This is a genomic window from Rathayibacter sp. VKM Ac-2857 (assembly GCF_013205025.1).
GTDB lineage: Bacteria > Actinomycetota > Actinomycetes > Actinomycetales > Microbacteriaceae > Rathayibacter.
In genome coordinates, this window is sequence record NZ_JABMLE010000002.1 from 741,111 (window position 1) to 758,896 (window position 17,786).

Below are 17,786 nucleotides of genomic sequence, written 5' to 3' on the forward strand. Positions count from 1 at the left end.
CCCTCTCACAGCGCCGGGTCCGGGCTCCCGGCGAGGAACGGCTCGAACGGGTCGGCACCGTCGGGGCCGACCCAGTCGTACTCGAGGACCTCGTCGCCCGCCGACCACCGCGACGGCGTGGGCGAGTGCAGCCAGTCGAGCGGAGCGACTCCCCCGGGCGTGCCGCCGTCCAGCGCCAGCCGCAGCGCCTGCGCGAGGTCGGCGTCGACGGCGTCGGTCCGCGTCGCGGGATCGACGGAGACGAAGAGCGCGGTCCCGCTTCGGGCGATCAGGTCGAGGAAGCGGCGGTTGAGCGCCCAGTCGGTGGCGGTCGTGCTGGGCACGCAGTCCGCATCGAGGGTGAAGAACGCGTCGTGCTGCGCCAGGCGGAACGCCAGGGCGTTGACGCCGACGCGGCGGGTGCGGTCCCAGTGCAGGCCGGAGGTGTCGTCGCCGACCCGCTGCGCGTGCACGAGCCCGGCAGCGAGGTGCCCGACGACGTTGCAGCCCAGCACCAGCGCCTCGCCGGCGGCGGCGCGCACCGTCGCGTAGAAGCGCACGAGCGCCTCGGCCGTGGTGACCGAGGGGTCGTGCAACGCGGGCCCGGAGCCGGGCGCCGCGCCGAAGTCCGGACCCCACGCGCCGAGGAGGTCGTAGGTCGAGAAGTCGTGCTTGATCAGCTCGAAGCCCCAGGCGCTGAACCGGGCCGTGTCCTCCGCGACGAGCTCGAGCACGGCGGGCGAGCTGGGATCGAGGGCGAGGGCCCCGTCGCGCCGGGCGCGGATCCCCTCGATCGACTCCTCCCGCGTCAGCAGCGGCCGGAACCAGACCCCCGGCCGCACGCCCTCCGCCCGGACGGCCTCCGCCGCCGCGGCCATGTCGGGGAAGCGGTCCGGGCGACCCGCCCGCCAGGGACCGGCGGAGGCCGCGAGCCCGTCGGCCGTCCCGGCGGAGCTCCAGCCGTCGTCGACGACTCCGAACGGGCGCACCGCGTGGTCGCCGACGAGCTCGGCGATGGTCCGCGCGTCGCGGACGACGGCGGCCAGGCCGAAGTCGCGGCCGTAGGCGTAGTACCAGTTGTTCGCGCCGACCAGGGGTCCGCCGGCGGTGAGCGGCTCCGGGCAGAGCCGCCGGAGGAGCGAGCGCTGGGCGGCGAGCGCCCCCTCGTCGCCGGAGATCACGTGCACGACGGCCGCGGTCAGCGTCCGGTCGCCGGGGACGGCCGCCGCGCCGCCGCTGCGCAGGTCGAGGATCAGGGTCACCCCGCGCCGGTCGACCTGCCAGAAGGCGAAGGACGCGCCGCCCACCTCGACGCCCCAGCCGTCGGTCGTGCCCGTGCGGGGACGGTGCACGAGGGCCGTCCAGGGCAGGATCCGCTCGGCGCGGACGCCGCGCCACTCGAGCTCGCCGTAGGAGCGCTCCCACGCGTCCCCGAGCACCAGGCAGTCCTCGGGGATCGCGCGGGCCCAGCGCAGCCGCACCCTCGACACGGCCGCGACGGCATCGACGTCGATCCGGAGACCGCCCGAGGCCGCCTCGCCGAGGTGGACGCGGACGCCCGATCCTCGGACGTCGGCGAAGGCGCCGTCGGGGTCGATCTGCACGTCGATCCGCGCGGGATCGCCGGGTGAAGTCGTCATCACTGCTCTCTCTCCGACCCGGCAGCACTGCACGGAGCCGAGGTCGACAGTAGTCATGTCCGAACATTCTTCCCAGTCTTGAATCCGCCCGGTTACTCGTGTAGCTTCCTTCGCAGCACGCTCCCCCGCATCGCGGAACGGGCGCCTCTCCCCCTGCTCGGACTATGACGAAGGAGTCATCTCTTGCTGCTTTCACGACGGTCGAACGCGCGACGAACCGGGTGCGGACGATGACGGCTCTCCGCGAGGGACGCACCCGCCAGGGCGCCGCCGCGGTCCGGATCCGCCCCACGATGTCGCTCGGCCGGCGCCGGGCGCGCCGCTCCGAGCTGCTCGTCGCGCTCGCCTTCATCCTCCCGGCCGCCGTCGGCTTCGGAGCCTTCTACGTCGTCCCGACGATCCGCGGCATCTACCTCAGCTTCACGGACTACAACCTGATGAGCGCGCCGTCGTACATCGGCTTCGACAACTACCTCCGCCTGGCGAAGGACCCGCTGTTCTGGAACTCGGTCGGCGTCACCCTCGAGTACGTCCTGATCAACATCGTCGTCCAGACGGTCGTCGCGGTCGGCCTCGCCGTGCTGATGCACCGCCTCACCCAGTCCGTGGTGATCCGCGGGGCGATCCTGCTGCCCTTCCTGATCTCGAACGTGATCGCGGCGATGATCTGGTTTCTGCTGCTCGACTACCAGCTCGGCCTCGTCAACAGCGTCATCGAGAACCTCGGGCTCACCCGCATCCCGTTCTTCGCCGACTCGAACTGGGCGATCCCGACGATCGCGCTGGTCAACGTCTGGCGGCACATGGGCTACACCGCGCTGCTGGTCTTCGCCGGTCTGCAGCTGATCCCGAGCTACGTCTACGAGGCGGCCGCGATCGACGGCTCGAGCGAGTGGCGGTCGTTCTGGAAGATCACGCTGCCGCTGCTGCGGCCGGTGCTCGCGCTGGTCCTCGTGGTCACCGTGACCGGCTCGTTCCAGGTCTTCGACACGGTCGCCGTGACCACCCGAGGCGGCCCGGTGAACGCCACGAGGGTCATGCAGTACTACATCTACCAGGTCGGCTTCGGCGAGAACGACTTCGGCTACGCCAGTGCGATCTCGGTCGTCCTCCTCGTCATCCTCGCCGGCGTCGCGCTGATCCAGCTCCGGCTGCTGCGCGCCGACCAGTCCGACCTCGCGTAAGGAACGCCGATGACCACTGCAGCTCCCATCGCCCCCGATCGCGCGGCCTCCCCCGCCGCTCCGATCCCCGCGCGCACTCGTCCGGCCCGTCGGCCCTCCCTCGGCCGCGTCGTCGCCTGGATCGCGCTGATCCTCGCCCTCGTCGTCACCCTCTTCCCCTTCTTCTGGATGGTGCGCACCGCGTTCTCGACCGGGAACGCCCTCGCCAGCGACACCACCTCGCTGCTGCCCGTCGACTTCACCTGGGGCGCCTTCGCCCGCGTGCTGGGCTTCTCCACCCAGGAGCAGGCCCTCGCCGAGGGCGGCTCGGGCGCCTCCGTGAACTTCTGGCTCTACCTGCGCAACTCGGTCGCCTACGCCACCCTGGTGACGCTCGGCCAGCTGCTCTTCTGCTCCCTCGCCGCCTACGCCTTCGCGCGACTGCGCTGGCCCGGCCGCGACGCCGTCTTCTTCCTCTTCCTCACCGCGCTGATGGTCCCGCCGATCTTCACCGCGCTGCCCAACTTCGTCCTGATGCGCGATCTCGGGCTCCTCAACTCCTTCATCGGACTCTCGCTGCCGACGCTGCTGATGACCCCCTTCGCGGTGTTCTTCCTCCGTCAGTTCTTCCTCGGCATCAGCCGCGAGATCGAGGAGGCGGCCGAGCTGGACGGAGCGGGCAAGCTGCGGATCTTCTTCCGCCTGATCGTGCCGATGAGCACGGCGCCGCTCGCGACGCTCGGCATCCTCACCTACATCAACACCTGGAACGACTACTTCTGGCCGCTGCTCGCCGGCAACACCGAGGACAGCCGCGTGCTCACCGTGGCCCTGGGCGTCTTCCGCTCGCAGACCCCGGGCGGCAGCCCGGACTGGGCCGGACTGATGGCCGCGACCGTCGTCGCCGCCATCCCCGTCCTCCTCCTCTTCCTCGCCTTCGGCCGTCGCATCGTCGACTCCATCGGCTTCTCGGGCGTCAAGTGACGGCCCCTCCCTCTTCTTCGTCCCCTCCCTCTTCTCCGCCCCCTCCCTCTTCTCCGCCCCCTCCCTCTTCCCCGCCCCCTCCCTCTTCCCCTTCTCTCTCCTCCCTTTCCCCATCCCTTCCCTCCCGTGCAATGAAGCAGCAGACAGGAACCAGCACCATGACCCGCATCCTCCGACGATCCGCCGCCGTCCTGGCTGGCACCACCGTCCTCACCCTCGGACTCACCGGCTGCGTCGGCGGCTCCGGCGGCGCCGCGAGCGGTGGCGGCGACAGCGCCGACATCGACACCAGCTCCGCCTCCGGCACCATCGACTACTGGCTCTGGGACAACAACCAGAAGGCCGCCTATCAGCAGTGCGCCGACGACTTCCACACCGCCAACCCGGACGTGAGCGTCACCATCTCGCAGTACTCCTGGGACGACTACTGGACCAAGCTCACCAACGGCTTCGTCGCCGGCACGGCCCCCGACGTGTTCACCGACCACCTCTCGAAGTTCGCGGACTTCGTCAACAACGGCCAGGTCGTCTCCCTCGACGGCGTCGTCGAGAAGGACGGCGTCGACGTCTCGCAGTACCAGAAGGGCCTCGCGGACCTCTGGGTCGGCGAGGACGGCGAGCGCTACGGGCTCCCGAAGGACTGGGACACCACCGCGATCTTCTACAACCAGGCCCTGGTGGAGGACGGCGGCTACACCGCCGACCAGATCGCCGGCCTGGACTGGAACCCGGACGACGGCGGCAGCTACGAGAAGGCCATCGCGCACCTCACCGTCGACGTCAACGGCGTCCGCGGCGACGAGGCCGGCTTCGACAAGACCCGCGTCGCCGTGTACGGCCTGGGCCTGGACGGCCAGTCCGGCGGCGGCAACGGGCAGACCCAGTGGTCGATGTACGCCGGCACCACCGGCTGGAGCTACACCGACAAGAACCCCTGGGGCACGAAGTACAACTACGACGACGAGCGCTTCCAGGCGACCATCGGCTGGATGGCGAAGGTCATCGACGAGGGCTACATGCCCTCCCTCGCGGCCGTCACCGGCAGCGACTCGACGCAGACCTTCGGCGCCGGCAAGTACGCGATGATCACCAACGGCTCGTGGAACATCAACTCCTTCTACGGCCTCAAGGACATCCAGGTCGGCACCGCCCCGACCCCGACCGGCCCCGACGGCAAGCGCGCCACGATGTTCAACGGCCTGGCCGACTCCATCTGGTCCGGCTCGGACAACAAGGCCGCCTCGGCCAAGTGGGTCGAGTACATGGCCTCCGCCGACTGCCAGAACGTCATCGGCGCCGCGGGCGTCGTCTTCCCGGCCATCCCCTCCGGCTCGGACGCGGCCCAGGCCGCCTTCGCCGAGCGCGGGATCGACGTCACGGCCTTCACCGGTCAGGTCGACGAGGGCACCACGTTCCTCTTCCCGATCTCCGACAACGCGGCGAAGATCAACGGCATCATGCAGCCGGCGGTCGACGCCGTCTTCGAGGGACAGGCCGACCCGTCGTCGCTGTCGTCGGCGAACGATCAGGTGAACGCCCTGTTCCAGTAGCCCGTCGGCCAGACTGGCGGAGAGGGGGCGATCGTGTCCCCCTCTCCGCCGATCGTCGCATTACTCGAGGAGGCACCCCGTGCCGGACATCACCACCCCCCGCAAGCGCCCGACCCGCAACGACGTCGCGGAGCGGGCGCAGGTGAGCTCGGCCGTCGTCAGCTACGTGATGACCGGGGCGAAGCACGTGACACCGGAGACGGCCAAGCGTGTGCGGACCGCGATGGAGGAGCTCGGCTACCGGCCGAACTCGACCGCTCGCGCCCTGCGCACCGGCCGGACGCACACCCTCGCCCTCATCGTCGCCGACGTCAGCAACCCGTTCTTCTCCGAGTACGCCCTCCAGCTCGAGATCGCGGCCACGGAGCGGGGCTACGCGCTGCTCATCGCGAACTCGCACGAGAGCCTCGAGACGGAGGTGCGGCTGCTCGACGAGATCGCGCAGCGCGGGGTCGACGGCGTGATGCTGTCGAGCGTCCGGCACGCGAGCGACCGCTCCTCCCTCGACTCGATCCCCGTCCCCGTGATGTGGATCGACGCCTTCCATCCCGCGGACGGCGCCGCCAGCGTCGGGGTCGACATCCGCCACAGCGCGCGGACCGTCGTCCAGCACCTCGCCGAGGTGCACGGCTGCCGCTCCGTCGGCCTCGTCATCGGCGCGAGCTCGCAGGACACCACCGACCCTCGCGTGCTCGGCTGGGCCGAGGCCATCGAGGAGATCGGCCTGGAGCCCGGACCGGTAGTCACCACCACCTGGACGCGCGAGGGCGGGATCGAGGCGGCGCGGATGCTCCTGGACACCCCGAACCGGCCGGACGCCGTCTTCGCCGGCTCGGACCTCCTCGGCATCGGCGTCCTCCGCGGCGCGGCGGACCTCGGGCTCCGGGTCCCGGAGGATCTCCGGATCATCTCCTACGACGGCACCGCGGAGTCCGCGTTCAGCGTTCCGCGGCTCACCTCCTTCAAGCAGCCGGTCCGCGAGATGGCCCGCGCTGCGATCGACACCATCATCGACTTCACGCCCGACAAGGCGCACCACACGCTGTTCCGCGGGGAGCTGCTCCTCCGGGAGTCCTGCGGCTGCACGTCGCCCGCGCCCTGAGCCGGCAGAACAGCCCGGAGCCGGGCAGAACAGCCCCGATCCGGGCAGAACAGGAACACTCACCGTGACACTCGCCACCCCCTCGACCGGAGTCGTCCTCCGCAGCGCCGGAGTCGCCCTCGTGCTGGACCTCAGCGACTCCCTGCTGCCGTCGGTCGCGCACTGGGGCGCGGACGGCGGCCCGCTCGATCAGGCGGCGTTCGACGCGCTGGTGCTCTCCGGCACCGCGCCGGTCGGTCCGAACGACATCGACGAGCCGATCCGCCTCGCCGTGCTCCTCGAGCACTCCACCGGCTGGACCGGCCGACCCGGCCTCAGCGGATCCCGCGCCGGGGCGGCCTGGTCGCCGTCCTTCCGCACGACGAGCCTCGAGCTCGACGGCGCGGCCCTGCCGGCCGGGGAGGTCACGGACTCCGGCGCGGGCACGCTCGTCGTTCGCGCGCAGGACGATGCCGCCGCGCTCGGCCTCGAGATCGTGATCGTCCTCGATCCCTCGGGCGTGCTGCGGATGCGGGCGGCGCTCACCAACCTCGGCGCCGACGGCTACCAGGTCGACGAGCTGCTGCTCAGCCTGCCCACCCCGCCCTCGGCGAGCGAGATCCTCGACTTCGCCGGCCGCTGGGGCAAGGAGCGGGTGCCGCAGCGCTCCGCCGTCACCATCGGCGCGCACCGCCGCGAGGGCCGGCACGGGCGGACCGGGGCGGACGCCGCCACCCTGCTCAGCGTCGGCGAGCCCGGCTTCGGCTTCGCCCGCGGCGAGGTCTGGGGGATCCACACCGCGTGGTCCGGCAACCACGTGCACCAGGTCGAGCGCGTGCACACCGGCGTGCAGACCCTCGGCGGCGGCGAGCTGCTGCTGCCCGGCGAGGTCCGCCTCGCCCACGGCGAGACCTACACCGGTCCGTGGATCCACGCCGTGTACGGCGACGGACTCGACGAGGTGGCGCGGCGCTTCCACCGGCAGCTGCGCGCCCGGCCGGGCCACCCGCACTCGGCGCGGCCCGTCACGATCAACGTGTGGGAGGCCGTCTACTTCGACCACGACCTCGACGCCCTCGTCGAGCTGGCCGACCGCGCCGCCGACCTCGGGATCGAGCGCTTCGTGCTCGACGACGGCTGGTTCGGGAGCCGCCGGGACGACCACTCCGGCCTGGGCGACTGGACCGTCTCCGGCGACGTCTGGCCGGACGGACTGCACCCCCTGGTCGACCACGTGCGCTCGCTCGGCCTGCAGTTCGGGCTCTGGTTCGAGCCCGAGATGGTCAACCCGGACTCGGACCTCGCCCGCGCGCACCCGGAGTGGATCCTCTCGACCGGCGACCGGACGCCCCCCGAGTCGCGCTGGCAGCAGGTGCTCGACCTGGGCGATCCGGACTGCTTCGCCCACATCCGCGACGCGATCCTCGCGATCCTCGACGAGTACGACATCGGCTACATCAAGTGGGACCACAACCGCGACCTCACCGACGCGGGCCGGCGCCCCGACGGCGCCCCGGGCGTGCACCGGCAGACCCTCGCGGTCTACCGGCTGATGGACGAGATCCGGGCCCTGCACCCGGGGCTCGAGATCGAGTCCTGCTCCTCGGGCGGAGCGCGGATCGACCTGGAGATCCTGGAGCGGACCGACCGCGTCTGGGTCTCCGACAACAACGACCCGCTCGACCGCCAGCAGATGAACCGCTGGACCAGCCAGCTGCTGCCGCCCGAGCTGATGGGGACCCACATCGCGTCGGGCGCCTCGCACACGACCGGCCGCGTGCACGACCTGTCCTTCCGTGCCCTGACGGCGCTGTTCGGCCATCTCGGCGTGGAGTGGGACCTGCGCTCCGCCGGTGACGAGGAGCTCGAGGAGCTGCGCCAGTGGATCACCCTGCACAAGCGGCTCCGGCCCCTGCTGCACGGCGGCGACCTCGTCCGCCTCGACCACCCGGACGAGACGATCGCGGTGCACGGTGTCGTCGCTCCCGACCGCTCGGCGGCCGTCTACTCCTACGTCTCGCTCGCTCGCGCCGGCGTCGTCTCCCCCGGGCGAGTCCGCCTGCCCGGCCTCGATCCGGAGTCGGTGTACCGGGTGGCCCCGATCGTCGTCGGCACGCGGGGCCTCGCCGACCGCGACGCGATCTGGTGGCCGCAGGACGGCGGGGCCTTCGAGCTGTCCGGCGCCCTGCTCGGCCGAGCGGGACTCGTCCCGCCGCTCCTGCACCCCGAGCGCGGGGTGCTCTACGAGGTGACGCGGGTCGGGAGCGTGCGTCCGCTCGCGAGCTGAGGCGGATGACTCCGGTCGTGCGGGCGCGGGCGGCACGGGCGCGGTAGGTTCGCTGCGATGAACACCTCGCGACGGGTCACTCGACGCGACGTCGCCCGTCTGGCCGGCGTCAGCGACGCCGTCGTGACGTACACGCTCACCGGGACCGCGCCCGTCGCCGAGGCGACCGCGGCCCGCGTGCGGGCGGCGGTCGCCGAGCTCGGCTACCGGCCGAACGCCACGGCGGCCGCCCTGCGGACCGGCACCTCGCAGACGATCGCGCTGCTCGCCCCGGTCGGCAGCCGGCGGGTGTTCAGCAATCCGTTCTTCACCGAGCTGGCCAGCGCCGTCGAGGACGCGGCGCGCGCCCGGGGCCTGGATCTGCTCGTGATCACGTCGATCCCGGACGTCGACACCCTGCACACCCGCCTCCGCGATCTGACGGCCCGGCAGATCGCCGGGGTGCTCCTCCTGGCGGGCGGCTCCGTCGACCGGGGCCCGATCGACGGCTTCGGTGTTCCCTGGCTGCAGCTGAACAGCAGCGACGAGTCGGCGGCGAACGGCGTCGGCGTCGACCTGGAGGCCGGCGCGGTCCTGGCGACCCGCCACCTGGTCGAGACGGGCCGACGCCGGATCGCCTTCGTCGGGGACGTCGAGCAGGACGACCGCGGCCGCTTCGAGGCCCGTCGGCGCGGGTGGGAGACGGCCTGCGTCGACGCCGGTCTGCAGCCGGGTCCCGCGCTCCGGGCCGACTACTCCCGCGAGGGCGGGTGGGCCGCGGGCCGCGTGCTGGCCGGCCTGTCGCCCCGGCCCGACGCCGTCTTCGCCGCCTCCGACCTGATCGGGATCGGCCTGCTCCGCGCGCTCCGGGATGCGGAGCTGCACGTGCCGGACGACGTCGCGGTCGCGAGCTTCGACGGCACCTGGGAGGGCGAGTACAGCGCACCGCCGCTGACGTCGCTCCGCCAGCCGCTCGAGCAGCTGGCCGAGGCCGCCCTCGACCGCCTGGTCGGCGGCGTCACGGGCTCGACCCTCCTCGAGGGGACCCTCGTCGTGCGCGCCTCGTCGGGGTAGGCGGGATGCGCTCGGGCCGGTCGCACGTCTTCAGACGGCGCCCGTCGAGGCCCAGAGGTGGAAGGCCGCGTGGGCGCGGTGAGGGCGCCAGGCCTGCGACGCGGCGTCGGCCGCCGCCGTGCTGATGCCGCCGAGCGCGCGGCGCAGCACGAGGTCGCCCGCGGGGAAGGCGTCCGGGTCGCCGAGCAGCCGGAGCCCGAGGTAGTCGGCGGTCCACGGGCCGATGCCGGGGATCGCGAGCAGGAGCCGGCGCTGCTCGGCCAGGTCGCCCGCGCGGTCGAGCACCAGCCCGTCGGCGAAGGCCCCGGCGACCGCGCGGACGGTCGCCGCGCGGGCGCGGGTCACGCCGATCGCGCCGCGGAGCTCCTCGAGCTCGCCGGCGAGGAGGGCCTCGGGCGTCGGGAACGAGTGGAGGCCCCACTCGCCCTCACTGCCGAACGCTGTCACGACGCGCCCGCCGAAGGTCCTCGCCGCCGCGACCGACACCTGCTGGCCGAGGACCGCCATCACGGCGGCCTCGAACGGCTCGGGGTACTGCGTCGCCCGGAGCCCGGGCCGGGCGGCGACCATCGGGGCGAGCAGCGGATCGCGGGCGAGGGCCGCTCCGATCGCCTCGACGTCGGAGTCGAGGTCGAACCAGGCGCGGACGATCGGGAGGACGGCGGAGTCGGTGGTCGTGACGCGGACGCCGGTCGCGGTCAGCTCGAGCGCGAGCGGCTCCGACCGCGTCCCGACGGTGATGAGGCGCTCGAGGTGCCGTCCGTCGTCGGAGACCCGCTCGACGCCGGGCAGCGAGTGGTGCAGGAGCAGGTTCGCGGCGCCGACGACGTCGAAGAGGCCGTTCGCGGGGAGGTCGACGGAGAGCGCGTCGGCGGGGCGGGGGTCTGCGGTGCCGGGATGTGCGGTGCCGGGATCGACGGCGCTCAGGGGAGGAGCACCACCTTGCCGCCGGCGCGGCCCGACTCGACCAGCGCGAGTGCCTCCGCCGCCGAGGCGAGCGGGAAGGAGGGACCGAGCACGACCTCCAGCGCGCCACGGCCGGCCCGCTCGAGCAGCGGTGCCCGGGCGGCGTCGCGCAGGGCGGTGCCGGGGTCGGCGCCGGCCCCGCCGCCGAGCAGCAGGACGCCGAGTGCCGCCCCGTGCTCGAAGCCGGCGACGGTGGCGATGCGCGAGCGGTCGGCGACGAGCGCGACCGAGGCGTCGAGCGCCTCGTCGGTCCCGGCCGTGTCGAGCGCGACATCGACGCCGTCGGGGGCGAGGGCGCGGACGCGCTCGACCAGACCCGCGCCGTAGCGGACGGACTCGCCGCCGAAGCGCTCGACGACCGCCGCGCCGCGCTCGCTCGAGGTGCCGAGCACGCGCGCCCCGCGCTCCCGCGCGAGCTGGACGAGGAGGCTGCCGACGCCGCCGCTCGCCCCGTGGACCAGGACGGTGTCGCCTGCGGAGACGTGCGTCGCCTCGAGCAGGTGCACCGCGGTCGTACCTGCGAGGAGGAGCCCGGCCGCCTGCTCCCAGGCGAGTCCCGGCGGCTTCGGCAGCACCGAGGCGGCCGGGACGACCAGCTCCTCGGAGTAGCCGCCGGAGACGCGGAAAACGACCACCTCGTCGCCGACGCGGACGTCGCTGACGGGCCCCGTCACTGCATCCCCGACGGCGGTGACCACGCCCGCGACCTCGCTGCCGGGCCGGACGGGCGTGCGCCCGCGCCCGAAGAGACCGCGGAGGAACTTCGCGTCGGCCGGATTCACGCCCGCGGCGCGCACGCGGATCCGCACCCGGCCGGCCGCGGGATCACCGGGCTCGACCGTCACCGCGCGGAGGGCCTCGGGCCCGCCGAAGTCGTCCGCCTGCATCGCCAGAACCACGGGGACCGCCTCTCGCGCGGGCCGCGATCGGCGGGTGTCGATCAGGAGAGGTCCGAGCGGGGCCGACGCTAGCAGCCGCCGCCGACACCGGGCCGGACCCCTGGGCGAGGAGTGCCGAACGAGTGTCGGACAACTGAGAACGCGCGTTCCCGCTGCGCCTACGATGGAGGGATGACGCCGCGAACCCTCGAAGGCCCGCCGCCCCGCGAGGCGATCCTCGCCGCGGCCGACCGCCTCTACTACGAGCGCGGGATCCAGTCGGTCGGCATGGACGCGCTGCGCACCGCCGCGGGCGTCTCGCTGAAGCGGCTCTACTCGGAGTTCCCGAGCAAGGAGGCGCTGGTCCTGGCGGTCCTGCAGGCCCGGCACGAGCAGTGGACGCTCGGCGTGCGCACCCGGGTCGCCGCCGCGACCGGCGCCCGCCCGAAGCTCCTGGCGATCTACGACTTCCTCTTCGACTGGTTCTCCGAGGACTCCTTCCGCGGCTGCAGCTTCATCAACGCCTTCGGCGAGTTCGGCTCGTCCAACCCCTCGGTCGCCGTGCTCGCCCGCGAGCACAAGGACACCTTCCAGCGCTTCCTCGCCGTGCTGACGGAGGAGGCGGGCGGCGGCGCCGAGCTGGCCGCCCAGCTCGCCATCCTCGCCGAGGGCGCCCAGACCACCGCCGCCATCTCGGGCACGCCCGAGTCCGCCCTGCACGCCCGCCGCGCCGCCGAGATCCTGATCGACGCGGCGACCCGCACGCCCTGACGCCGCGGCGCCCGTCGGGGCGAGCAGCCCGAACCATCTTGTTGGTCGAGTAGCCCCGCAGGGGCGTATCGAGACCCGCCGTCACCGGTACGGCTGGTCTGCACACTCGTCCTGCTGACCCCGGTGGGTCTCGATACGCCCGCTGCGCGCGCTACTCGACCAGCATGAGCCGCGTGCACCCCGCGTCGGCGGTGGGCCCGCCCATGCTGGCCGAGGAGCCGCCCCCGGCGGCGTATCGAGACCCGCCACCCCCTGGAACCTGCCCATGCTGGTCGAGTAGCCCGAAGGGCGTATCGAGCGGCGAAGCCGCTTCGCGTCTCGGTGGTGAGGGAAAGGACGCCGCTGCGCCGCGTCATGTTGGTCGAGTAGCCCCGCAGGGGCGTATCGAGACCCGCCACCACCAGCAGAGCGGGTCTGCAGACTCAGCGTCCTGACTGTGGTGGATCTCGATACGCCCGCTCCGCGGGCTACTCGATCAACATGGCTTTCCCCATACGTACTAGGTGATCTTTCCTAAGAGACCCACCACCGCCGAGCATCCGGGAGCGAGCCTCCTCCCCAACCCCTGATCTCACCGATCTCTCCCCGATCGGCCCGCATCCCCGCTCCGGTGTCGGTGGTCCCTGCTTGAATACGCGTATGACAGAAGACGAGACGGCAGCAGCACTCGCGGAGGTGCGCGACTGCTTCGACGGCGCCGCAGCCGACGAGCGCGCCACCTCGCCGACACGCATGAGGGCTGCGGAACGCCTGCACCGCGGCTACCGGGTCGCACTCACCGTCCCGGAGGCGTTCGCCCGCGGCGCGACCCGCAGCGAGACCCGCGACCTCGTCGAGCGCTCCCTCCGCGCCGAGGTCGCGGTGTCGTTCGGCCTGTCCGAGCGGGACGTCTCCCGCCGCCTCGAGACCGCGCAGATGCTGATGGAGCATCTGCCGCTCACCCGCGCGCTGCTCCGCGATGCCCGGATCCTCTGGGAGATCGGCGAGGCGATCTGCGCCACAGCGAGCAGCCTCCCCGAAAGCTCCCGCGCCGCCCTCGACGAGCGCGCCGCCGACGCCGCCCTCACGATGACGACGACGCAGTTGCGCCGGGCACTCGGCCGCTGGCGCGAGGAGCTCCACGAGGACCCTCTCGCCGCGCGGCACGCTCGCGCGAAGGAGGACCGGGCCGTCTGGGTCACCCCGGACGTCGACGGGATGGCCACGCTCTGCCTCTACGGCCCCGCACCCGCAGTGATGGGCGCGCACGACCGGCTTCGCCGCATCGCCCGCACCCTCCGGGACGACGGCGACCCCCGCACCCTGCAGCAGCTGAGCGCCGACGCCGCGGTCGACCTCCTCTGCGACGGCGACATCGCCGGCACGACTCCGAATCCCGACCACCGACCCGATTCGACGTTCGTCCCCGGCGTCCGCGCCGAGGTGCGACTCACGCTCGCGGCGTCCACCGCCGTCGGTCTCGACGACGCGCCGGCCGACCTCGACGGCTACGGACCCGTCCCCGCCGAGATCGCCCGCGAGCTGATCAGGACCGCTGCGTCCTTCACCCGGGTGCTCACCGACTCGGACACCGGCGCCGTCGTCTCGGTCGGCCGGACCTGGCGCGTCCCACCGCCGCAGATGCGCCTGCACCTCCAGCTCCGCGACCAGACCTGCCGCTTCCCCGGCTGCACCAGACCCGCCGCAACCAGCGAGGCCGACCACACGATCGAGTGGCGCAACGGCGGCGAGACCTCCCTCGAGAACCTCGTCATGCTCTGCGCAGCGCACCACCACGTGAGGCACGGCGAGCAGTGGAGCTACGTCAAGGACGACTCCGACGGAGCCATCACCTGGACGACCCCCACCGGCCGGCGGGTCGGCAATCGGCCACCGCCGCTCCCCGGGCGGCCACCGGACCCACCGCCGGGGCCCCGCTTCGACGACACACCCGCACCGTTCTGACGGTGGGGGATCTCGATACGCCCGCTCCGCGGGCTACTCGATCAGCGTGCAGAGCGTGCAGCTTCAGGGCGCGCAGCGCATGCAGCGCGTGCAGGGCACGTCGGTGCGGCCCCATGCTGGGTCGCGCCCCACTTGCTGGTCGAGTAGCCCGCAGGGTGTATCGAGACCCACCGTCACCGAACCTCCGCCCGCCGACGTCCTGGCACAGGTGGATCTCGATACGCCCGCTCCGCGGGCTACTCGATCAGCATGCAGCGCCCACAAGGCACGTCGGTGCGGGCCCACACGTGCCGGCTCTCCCCCGAACATGTTGGTCGAGTAGCCCGCAGGGCGTATCGAGCGGCGAAGCCGCTTCGCGTCTCGGTGGTCAGGGAAAGGACGCCGCCGCGCCGCGACATGCTGGTCGAGTAGCCCCGCAGGGGCGTATCGAGACCCACCGTCACCAGCAGGACGGGTCTGCAGACTCAGCGTCCTCACGGTGGTGGATCTCGATACGCCCGCTGCGCGGGCTACTCGATCAGCATGACTTTCCCCATACGGATGAGGTGATCTTTCCTAAGAGACCCACCGTCACCGAACCTCCGCCCACCGATGTCCGGGCACGGGTGGATCTCGATACGCCCGCAGCGCGGGCGGCGAGATCAGCAGCGGTCGTCAGGCCTCGGTGCCGCCGGGCGGGCCGACGACGAGGAGGGCGGCGAAGACGGCGGCGACGGCGGCCAGCACGAGGGCGGTCGCGAGGACCGGGCGGCCGAGCGCCCAGCGCAGCAGGCGGCTCGGGAGCCGCCGATCGCGCGGGTCGGCGCCCGCCGCGCGGCGCCACTCCCCCTCGAGGAGGCCGCGCCGCTCGAAGCCGCGCTCCAGCGGGATGGTCGTGTAGGGCACGACGGCGCTGGCCAGAGCGAGCAGGGTCGCCCCCGCCGACCAGCGCTGGTTCACCGCGAGGACGAGGGCGGCCGCCCCGTAGGTCAGGAACGCGAAGCCGTGGATCGGCCCGGCGACGCTCACCGGCCAGTCACCCACTCCGACGGCGTACTTGAGCAGCATCCCGACGAGCAGCAGCGTCCAGGTCACCGCCTCGAGGATCGAGAGAGTGCGGAACAGGCGGCGGGGGCTCATGGGATCGGCTCCGTTCGGGTCCGCGGCACTGCCCCGGACGGTCGGCGTCGGTCGACGATCGGCATCGGTCGACAGTCACCGGGAGACTACGACAGGGCGCCTCCCCGCCGGCTGAGAGGCGCCTCAGCCCAGGCGACCGAGGAGCGCGAGCGTCGAGGCGACTCCCACCGCCACCGCCGAGATCGCCGCGAGAGCCCCGTGCACACCGGTGCGCAGCGTCGCCCGCGGCTCGTCGTGCAGCCCCGACCACAGCCGCCGCGCGACCTCCTCGGCACTCGGACGCTGCGCCGGGTCGAGCCGGGTCATGTCGGTGAGCAGGCCGCGCCAGTGCGCCGGAACCGTGTCCGGCACGACCGGAGCGTGGTGCATCCGCTGCAGCGAGATCTCGAGGGTGGTCCCCGTGTAGGCACGGCGGCCCGAGACGGCCTCGAGCAGCACCAGGCCGAGGGAGTAGACGTCCGACGCCGGCCCGACCGTTCCGGAGCCGAGGCTCTCCGGGCTGAGGTAGGCGGCCGTCCCGACGAGGACGTCCGACCGGGTGAGCCGGGCGTCGTCGACCGCGCGGGCGATCCCGAAGTCGCTCAGCTTCGCCTCGTGCAGCGACCCACCGGCGGACACCGTCCGGGAGCGGACCAGCACGTTCTCCGGCTTCACGTCGCGGTGCAGGACGTCGCGAGCGTGCAGGTGGGCCAGCGCATCGGCGAGCTGCGCACCGACCTCGGCGAGCAGCCGCTCGTCGCCCGAGACGAACCAGCCGGCCGCCGGATCGGCCGCGTCGAAGTACTCCAGGACCAGGAACGCGAGCGCCCCCTCCTCGGTCGCGATCTCGCCCTGGTCGAGGATCTCCACGATCGACGAGTGGCGCGAGTCGATCAGCAGGCGCACCTCGCGCTCGCGGCGTGACCGCTCGTTCGGGGTGTCGGCCACCTCGCGGTAGACCTTCACCGCGACGGAGCGGGCGAGGCGCAGGTCACGAGCACGGAAGACCGTGGCGCTGCCGCCCTCGCCGATCCGCTCGAGCAGGAGGTAGCGGTCGGCCAGCGTCGTGCCGAGCAGCGGGTCGGCGGTGGGAGCGGCCGGTGCAGTGTCGAGCACGCCGTCCTCCACTTCCGATGAGATCGCTGGTCCACGAGATCGCTAGCTCGTCTAACTAGCTGAGTCATTCGTACCCTGTGCAGCCTCCTCGGACAAGCACCAGGACGGGGTTGTACATGACTAGATCTTCTTGCTACATGACTGTCTAAGCTGTGGTGCATGGATGAGGTCGCGCTGACTCGACCGGCTGCCGTTCGGCACCGGGGCACTGCGAGCGCGCCCGGAGCCGCCGAGGTCCTCGGCGCGATGCGCGCGTTCCGCACCGCCGAGAGCGCGATGCGCCGGCGCACGCGCGGATCGATGGGAATGGGCGAGAACGACCTGCTCGCCGTGCAGTTCCTCATGCGCCGCCAGCAGGGCGGCCAGCACGTCAGCCCGAAGGACCTCGCCGCCTACCTCGGCATCTCCTCCGCCTCGACGACCGTGCTGATCGACCGCCTGGTCAAGAGCGGCCACGTCGTCCGACAGCCGCACCCCAGCGATCGACGGGCGATCCGGATCGTCGCCACGCCCACCTCGCATCGCGAGGTGCGCGAGACCCTCGACGACATGAACCAGCGGATGCTGGAGGCGGCCGAGCGGCTCTCCGCCGACGAGGCGAGCGCCGTGGTCCGCTTCCTGCAGACCGTGCGCGAGATCGTGGAGGCCCCCGGGGACGGCCTCGAGGAGCTCGGCGAGGACGTCGCTCCCGAGCTCGGCATCGAGCGCCGACGCGCCTGATCGGGCCCCTTCGCACGTCCCGCTCTCCGTCGTGCCCTCCGCGTCACCGACCGTTCATCCGACCGGCTTGACATGGTTAGTCAAACTAGTAGAGAGTCTGTCTAGCGACAGGGTGCATCAATCCTGTTCGACGTGCGACAGGGAGAAGACCATGGGCAGCATCATGTACGGCACTCCTCCGGCGGCCATCGAGGTCGACGACCGGACTCTGGCTCACCTGCAGATCGTGATCATCAACAAGTTCCGCCGGGACGAGCGCTTCCTGCTCACGCTCGACGCGAGCCCCAACGCCGGGACCGGCCGCCGCGGCGTCTGGATGCACCCGACCATCCCGATCCAGTTCGACTTCAAGGGCAGCCGCCAGCCCACCATCAACCCCGAGTGGATCGAGGCCCTGATGGAACGCGCCAACAGTGGCGCCGGTCTGCGCATCGTTCCGGAGCCCGTCGGCGCGGCCGCGGTGCCGCTGCGTCGCGCGGAGCCCGCCGCCTGACCCGCGAATCCGCGGTTCGCCGCCCTCTTCGCCGATATCTGTCGGACTCTCCGAACTCTCTCG

Annotated in this window: 15 protein-coding genes; 10 read left to right on the forward strand and 5 right to left on the reverse strand. The window is 72.5% G+C overall.

Annotation, left to right across the window (positions count from 1 at the left end):
• Positions 1-5: 5 nt before the first annotated feature.
• A complete protein-coding gene (locus tag HQQ86_RS10760) occupies positions 6-1,619 on the reverse strand; it encodes a hypothetical protein (RefSeq protein ID WP_216845311.1) in 1,614 nt (537 codons plus the stop codon).
• Between the two features lie 293 nt (positions 1,620-1,912).
• Here HQQ86_RS10760 and HQQ86_RS10765 point away from each other — a divergent pair, with 293 nt between their 5' ends.
• From HQQ86_RS10765 to HQQ86_RS10790, 6 genes are all read left to right on the forward strand, one after another.
• Positions 1,913-2,803, forward strand: coding sequence for a carbohydrate ABC transporter permease (locus HQQ86_RS10765; protein ID WP_123732896.1), 891 nt, complete (start codon positions 1,913-1,915; stop codon positions 2,801-2,803).
• Between the two features lie 9 nt (positions 2,804-2,812).
• Positions 2,813-3,766 carry a carbohydrate ABC transporter permease gene (locus HQQ86_RS10770; RefSeq protein WP_173288074.1) on the forward strand — a complete coding sequence of 318 codons (954 nt, stop codon included), beginning with the start codon at positions 2,813-2,815 and terminating at the stop codon, positions 3,764-3,766.
• A gap of 158 nt (positions 3,767-3,924) precedes the next feature.
• Positions 3,925-5,316, forward strand: a complete 1,392-nt coding sequence (locus HQQ86_RS10775) for a sugar ABC transporter substrate-binding protein (protein WP_132437488.1) — start codon at positions 3,925-3,927, stop codon at positions 5,314-5,316.
• Between the two features lie 79 nt (positions 5,317-5,395).
• Positions 5,396-6,418, forward strand: a complete 1,023-nt coding sequence (locus HQQ86_RS10780) for a LacI family DNA-binding transcriptional regulator (protein ID WP_173288075.1) — start codon at positions 5,396-5,398, stop codon at positions 6,416-6,418.
• Positions 6,419-6,482: 64 nt separating this feature from the next.
• On the forward strand, positions 6,483-8,684 hold the full coding sequence (locus tag HQQ86_RS10785; protein WP_173288076.1) for an alpha-galactosidase: 2,202 nt from the start codon (positions 6,483-6,485) through the stop codon (positions 8,682-8,684).
• A gap of 57 nt (positions 8,685-8,741) precedes the next feature.
• Complete coding sequence (locus HQQ86_RS10790) at positions 8,742-9,737, forward strand: LacI family DNA-binding transcriptional regulator (RefSeq protein ID WP_173288077.1); 996 nt, start codon at positions 8,742-8,744, stop codon at positions 9,735-9,737.
• Between the two features lie 30 nt (positions 9,738-9,767).
• Here HQQ86_RS10790 and HQQ86_RS21755 read toward each other — a convergent pair whose 3' ends face one another.
• Together HQQ86_RS21755 and HQQ86_RS10800 are read right to left on the reverse strand one after the other, a co-directional pair.
• Positions 9,768-10,664: a DNA-3-methyladenine glycosylase gene (locus HQQ86_RS21755; protein ID WP_301952314.1), complete on the reverse strand. Its 897-nt coding sequence runs from the start codon at positions 10,662-10,664 to the stop codon at positions 9,768-9,770.
• Complete coding sequence (locus tag HQQ86_RS10800; protein WP_367948621.1) at positions 10,661-11,602, reverse strand: zinc-binding alcohol dehydrogenase family protein; 942 nt, start codon at positions 11,600-11,602, stop codon at positions 10,661-10,663. Before HQQ86_RS10800 ends, HQQ86_RS21755 begins: the two co-directional genes overlap by 4 nt.
• Before the next feature lie 171 nt (positions 11,603-11,773).
• Between HQQ86_RS10800 and HQQ86_RS10805 the strand changes: the two genes are divergently transcribed.
• Together HQQ86_RS10805 and HQQ86_RS10810 are read left to right on the forward strand one after the other, a co-directional pair.
• The gene (locus HQQ86_RS10805) at positions 11,774-12,352 is read left to right on the forward strand and encodes a TetR/AcrR family transcriptional regulator (protein ID WP_173288081.1); all 579 of its coding nucleotides are present in this window, start codon (positions 11,774-11,776) and stop codon (positions 12,350-12,352) included.
• Positions 12,353-12,991: 639 nt separating this feature from the next.
• Positions 12,992-14,296, forward strand: coding sequence for an HNH endonuclease signature motif containing protein (locus HQQ86_RS10810; protein ID WP_173288083.1), 1,305 nt, complete (start codon positions 12,992-12,994; stop codon positions 14,294-14,296).
• A 654-nt stretch (positions 14,297-14,950) separates the two neighbouring features.
• Here HQQ86_RS10810 and HQQ86_RS10815 read toward each other — a convergent pair.
• Both HQQ86_RS10815 and HQQ86_RS10820 read right to left on the reverse strand, forming a co-directional pair.
• Positions 14,951-15,415 carry a DUF3817 domain-containing protein gene (locus HQQ86_RS10815; protein WP_173288084.1) on the reverse strand — a complete coding sequence of 155 codons (465 nt, stop codon included), beginning with the start codon at positions 15,413-15,415 and terminating at the stop codon, positions 14,951-14,953.
• Positions 15,416-15,538: 123 nt separating this feature from the next.
• Positions 15,539-16,510 (reverse strand): serine/threonine-protein kinase, encoded by a 972-nt coding sequence (locus HQQ86_RS10820; protein ID WP_173288085.1) that lies wholly within the window; start codon positions 16,508-16,510, stop codon positions 15,539-15,541.
• A 159-nt stretch (positions 16,511-16,669) separates the two neighbouring features.
• Between HQQ86_RS10820 and HQQ86_RS10825 the strand changes: the two genes are divergently transcribed.
• Positions 16,670-17,230: a MarR family winged helix-turn-helix transcriptional regulator gene (locus HQQ86_RS10825; RefSeq protein ID WP_173288086.1), complete on the forward strand. Its 561-nt coding sequence runs from the start codon at positions 16,670-16,672 to the stop codon at positions 17,228-17,230.
• Between the two features lie 151 nt (positions 17,231-17,381).
• Positions 17,382-17,723: an ATP-dependent DNA ligase gene (locus HQQ86_RS10830; protein ID WP_160090734.1), complete on the forward strand. Its 342-nt coding sequence runs from the start codon at positions 17,382-17,384 to the stop codon at positions 17,721-17,723.
• Positions 17,724-17,786: the final 63 nt, after the last annotated feature.

Excerpts from the sequence above, each read along its gene's own strand:
- HQQ86_RS10760 (WP_216845311.1), bottom strand. The coding sequence starts at position 1,619 with ATGACGACTTCACCCGGCGATCCCGCGCGGATCGACGTGCAGATCGAC.
- HQQ86_RS10765 (WP_123732896.1), top strand. The coding sequence starts at position 1,913 with ATGTCGCTCGGCCGGCGCCGGGCGCGCCGCTCCGAGCTGCTCGTCGCG.
- HQQ86_RS10770 (WP_173288074.1), top strand. The coding sequence starts at position 2,813 with ATGACCACTGCAGCTCCCATCGCCCCCGATCGCGCGGCCTCCCCCGCC.
- HQQ86_RS10775 (WP_132437488.1), top strand. The coding sequence starts at position 3,925 with ATGACCCGCATCCTCCGACGATCCGCCGCCGTCCTGGCTGGCACCACC.
- HQQ86_RS10790 (WP_173288077.1), top strand. The coding sequence starts at position 8,742 with ATGAACACCTCGCGACGGGTCACTCGACGCGACGTCGCCCGTCTGGCC.
- HQQ86_RS10805 (WP_173288081.1), top strand. The coding sequence starts at position 11,774 with ATGACGCCGCGAACCCTCGAAGGCCCGCCGCCCCGCGAGGCGATCCTC.
- HQQ86_RS10810 (WP_173288083.1), top strand. The coding sequence starts at position 12,992 with ATGACAGAAGACGAGACGGCAGCAGCACTCGCGGAGGTGCGCGACTGC.
- HQQ86_RS10815 (WP_173288084.1), bottom strand. The coding sequence starts at position 15,415 with ATGAGCCCCCGCCGCCTGTTCCGCACTCTCTCGATCCTCGAGGCGGTG.
- HQQ86_RS10825 (WP_173288086.1), top strand. The coding sequence starts at position 16,670 with ATGGATGAGGTCGCGCTGACTCGACCGGCTGCCGTTCGGCACCGGGGC.
- HQQ86_RS10830 (WP_160090734.1), top strand. The coding sequence starts at position 17,382 with ATGGGCAGCATCATGTACGGCACTCCTCCGGCGGCCATCGAGGTCGAC.